This is a genomic window from Streptomyces cahuitamycinicus (assembly GCF_002891435.1).
GTDB lineage: Bacteria > Actinomycetota > Actinomycetes > Streptomycetales > Streptomycetaceae > Streptomyces > Streptomyces cahuitamycinicus.
Genome location: NZ_POUC01000557.1, coordinates 1 through 4,276, shown reverse-complemented (window position 1 = coordinate 4,276; position 4,276 = coordinate 1). Strand labels below are relative to the sequence as shown.

The following is a 4,276-nucleotide window of genomic DNA, read 5'->3' as shown; positions in this document are numbered from 1 at the left end:
GTCTCGGGCTGCGGGGTCGGCGTCGGGGCTGTCTCCGGGACGTTCTCGCCGTTGCTCGCTGCGGTGTTCTCGCTCTGCCACTTCTCCGCGGCGGCGTCGAGGACTTCGCTGATCGAACGGTTGTCGTCGGAGCGCCACGTCTGGATACGGGTGCCGGGGTCCGACAGGTCCAGCGGCTTGCCGTCGTCCCCCAGCGGGGGATTTTCGGTGAAGGACCGGGCGAACGCCTGTGCGTCCTTCTGGGAAGGCCACCGGCGGCGGAGCGGCGCCCCACTGCCGGTAGCGACCAGGTACCACTCGCCGTTGTTGTCCTGGCCGACGACGAACTGGCCGCGACCGACGAGCTTGAGCCGGTCGTTGTTGATCAGTCCTTCCAGGAGTCGCGCGGCGCGCTGCTCTCGGACGCTGTCTGGACCGATGTCGTTGATCTGGTCGAGGCGCTGCTGCCAGTGGGCGCGAACAGCCTGGAGCGTGCTGAACCGCTGTCCGCCCGCGGCAGAGGTGCCACTGTTCGCCGAGGTTGGCACGGAGTTCTTCGGCGCGGCCGCGGGGCGAGCGTCGAACTCCCTCCGGGCCCGCTCGATGGCGCCCTGGATGTTCTCGCCCTTGGCGGAGCGCCACTCACGGGCGGCGCGGTCGAGCTGAGGGTCGGAGAAGTCGAACGGCTGGGCGAACTTGGTGATCTGCCCGTTGACTGCGCTCTTGTCGAGGTGCTCGGCGAACCGGGCGGCGTCCTCGGCGGTGTCGAAGTCCCCGGCGGCGTCCATGCGCTGTCCGGTGCCGGTTGCCGTGAGGTACCAGCGGCCGGAGTCGTCGCGGAGGACCGCCACCCGGCCGGACGGGGTCACCAGCAAGTCGTCGTCATGGGCCACCGAGCGCAGGAAGGTGGCCATGTCCGGGCTCGTGCTGGACTGCCCGGCAAGCTGGGTGAAGTGGCGGCGGACGGCCGCGGTGTCGCGGTACCGGGCGCCAGCGGCGTGCTGCCGGTTCGGGAGGGCATCAACGTTGACGGGGAGGGCGCCGTCCTCGGGCTCGTCCTCGTCGTCAACGTCGTCCGGGCCGTCGCCATCGTCGTCGCCGATGGGCTGGCCCGCGTCGTCCTGGTCGTGCGGGTCGTTCGGGGTGTCCGGGTCGCCGTCGTCGTCCCGGGCCACACCGTTGCCGCGGCGCGAATCCACGGTGCGCCGCTCGTCCTCGGCTGCGACCTTCTCTTCGTCGGCGGTGGGCGCGCTGCCGTCAGGACGGGCGACCATGCTGACCCACTTGGCACTTGTGGTGTGCCTGCGGCCACGGAACTCGTTCGGCGCGGTCTGGTCCTGGACCAGGATGCGGTCGTGGGGGAGCGCGCGGACGACGCGCGCGAGCTTGCCGCCCCACAACCTCACCACTCCACCGGTCTCGATGAAGCGGCCCTTGCTGTCCCGCGGGTGAAGGGCAGGGTTCCACGGTCGGCGCGTGGCCTTGACCTCGACGTCGCGACTCAGGTCCTGCGACTCAGCCTGTGCAGTGGGGCGATTCAGCATGGCGCGGACCATGCACACCACAGGTGGTTAGCGTCGCGCTCTTGCAGTCCCACCCGAGATCAAGATCGTTCTTGCACAATTGTGCAAGCCGGGCCGGCTGCTGCGGCTACATGGTCTCGGTCAGGATGTGGAGCAGGAACCAGGCTGCCCCGCCCGCCACCGCCACGGTGAAAAGGGCTCTCCCGGTCTTCGACGTGCGGGTGCGGAACGCTCTGCGGGTGTTCTCGCTGAGAGTGTCATCGTCCCGCTTGGTGAACAGGGCGACCGTCTCGTAGATGACGAAGAACCCAACCCACGCGCCCCAGAGGATGCGGCTGCTGTGGCGACGGAAGAATCTGACGGTGGTCTTCATGACGGGTCCTCATCGGTGGCGTAGTGGAGGCGGCATCGGCAGTTGACCGTGAGCGCGATCGGCGCGAACGGATCGCCGGGGTAGCGGAGGCTGGCCCCGTCCACGGTGTACGGGGCGCCAACGGGCAACGTCTTGCCGTGCAGTGCCTTGTGAGCGGGCCGCACGCGGGTGTCTGCACGGGTGACCCAGGTCCGCATGACGCCGGGGCCGGCATGCTCCGCCGCGGCGTCCGCTGCGCCGTTGATGGTCGCCACGGCGCACGTCTCAGCGATGCGAGCGATCAGGGCGGGCTCCGCGGACATGTAGAAGCTGGTGACGGCGCCCTCAAGGTCCGCCACGGTTTCGGCGTCGCCCTGGGCTGCGCGGAGAGCTTCGGCGAGTTCAGCGAGGAATCCGGTGATGGCTTCGCCGGCGTACGCCGCGGTGACGATGGCGGCCGCGGCCGCGGCCGGGGGAACCGTGTCCGTGCCGGTGAGGGCCTGGCCGACCTTGCGGGCGGTGGCAACGGCGGCCTGCTGCAGGATCGGCGTCAGGGTCTGGCTGGTCTCCTCGGCCCAGCGGGCGGCGCTGACAACCCGGTCTTGGTCGAGGTCAGCGTCGGCGTGCCGGACGTCGGTGTCGTTCTCGGGCTCCCAGTACCGCGTGTACTTGCGGGTTTTCGGGGCGCGGAGCCGGGCGAGGATGACGCCCTCCTGCCGTGCCAGCAGCGCCGTGATGGCTGCGGCCACGGCCATGGAGAGGGCGTCGAAGTCGTCGTCGGTGACCTCGAATCCGTCGTCGTTGGGCAGGGCCTTGGTCTCGATCGAGGCGCGCGCCGCGGCGACGTCCTCGGCGGCGTCACTGGACAGCTCAGCGTCTTGTGTGTCGCGGGCGCGGGCAACGTCGGCGGCCGCGGCCGCGGGGCCTTCGTCGGTGGAGACGGCTCGTGCCGCGGCGACGGCGTCAGTGGCCGTCTCCCCTCCGCCCGCGGGAAGGGCGAGGGGGTCACCCTGTGCTCTTGCTGCGGCGACGTCGGCCGCTGCGCTCGGACCGGCTTCGAGGGCCCGAGCGGCGGCCACGTCCGCGGCCGCGGTCTCGGGAGCGGTGCCAGCGGGGAGCGGAGCGCCGGTAGGCCCGGCGCCTGGCGCACCTGCGGCGGCCGGGTCGGGGCCGAGGCCCAGCGCTGCGGCGTCCTGCGGGTTGGCGGGGACGGGGGCCTTCTGCGGGCTGATCCATAGGGCTCGGGACTGCGGGACGTTGAACGCTGGCCGCCCGGCGACCTCGCGGTACTCGTCGATCGTGATGAGGCCGGATTCCCACTCCTTGCGGGCCTCCTCGCGGGCCTGGCGCCGGGGGAACTCCAGCGCCTTCACGCCGGAGGTGTCGAAGCGGACCGTCCATTCGTCGTCCAGGTCCGGGTCGAACCCGGAGGCGATCAGGTTGAGGTGGGGCAGCTCCGTGTGGTCCCAGAAGTTCCACTCTTCACGGTCGGCGTTCGCGTAGGTCCGCTCGGAGGCGTTGCCGACGATGCTCTCCGGCACGCCGAACGCGGCCAGGATCTCGCCTTTTGCGGTGCTGGACAGCGTCTCGTACGCCATCTCGCGGGGGCGGGCGGAGGTGTCGACGTAGGTGACGCCGCCGGGCCCGGTGCCGACGAGGGTGAGCTGGCCGGCGTTGTGCGCTCCGGGTGCCAGGCGTTTCTGGATGCGGTCGACTTCGCGGGGGTCGACGCCGTCGAGGTCGATACCGACGATTCCGCCTGGTCTGCCGTCATTGTCGATAAAGCTGATGTTGTAGGTGCGGGCCTTGACGTCCAGGTCGATGGACAGGCCCGCGGCCTCGAGCGGGGTGACGCCGCAGAACGGGTCGGTGGGGTGGGGGTCGCGGATCCAGATGACGTGCTTGGGCAGCAGCTCCCGCACGCGGCCGCTGTAGTCCGTGAACTCGAAGTGCTTGACGTAGTCGGCGTTCCGGTCGTCCGGGATGATCTGGACGCGGTCCGGTGGCAGCAGATCGAGGCGTACGAGGGTGCCGCCGCGGGAGTACGTCTTCTCGATGAAGACGCCCTTCTTCGACAGAAGGAGCTGCGCGCTCAGCCGCTTCTTGAAGACGTCGCCGGTCTCCAGCGGGTTGGCCTTCTTGTTGAGCAGCTTCAACAGCGGGTGGTCTTCGAGGGTCTCCTCGAAGCGGCGCTCGTCACCGCCGCGGCCGATCTGGATCGGGAGCGTGCTGGCGTGCTTGCTGATCGCCTCGACGGACTTGAAGGTCCAGACGCTGCGTTCGTAGCCCTCGACGATGACGCGTTCCATGTCCCAGCCGTCCGCGTGGCCGGGCGTGCCCCAGATATTGGTGACGCCGGCGTACGTCATCGATGCGTACGCGTTGCCTGCGAGGAGGTCCTTCGTCTCCGCGGGCGGCGGGG

The 4,276-nt window shown here is 70.2% G+C and carries 3 protein-coding genes; all 3 read right to left on the bottom strand.

Annotation, left to right across the window (positions count from 1 at the left end):
• On the bottom strand, window positions 1-1,523 hold a 1,523-nt coding region (locus C1J00_RS39140), incomplete at its 3' end, for a hypothetical protein (RefSeq protein ID WP_219728404.1).
• 106 nt (window positions 1,524-1,629) lie between these two features.
• Window positions 1,630-1,875, bottom strand: coding sequence for a hypothetical protein (locus C1J00_RS39135; RefSeq protein ID WP_245936685.1), 246 nt, complete (start codon window positions 1,873-1,875; stop codon window positions 1,630-1,632).
• A partial coding sequence (locus C1J00_RS39130; protein WP_102913632.1) for a phage portal protein occupies window positions 1,872-4,276 on the bottom strand: 2,405 nt, incomplete at its 5' end. The genes C1J00_RS39135 and C1J00_RS39130, both read right to left, overlap by 4 nt.

Coding starts and splice junctions, on each gene's coding strand:
- C1J00_RS39135 (WP_245936685.1), bottom strand. CDS start 1,875: ATGAAGACCACCGTCAGATTCTTCCGTCGCCACAGCAGCCGCATCCTC.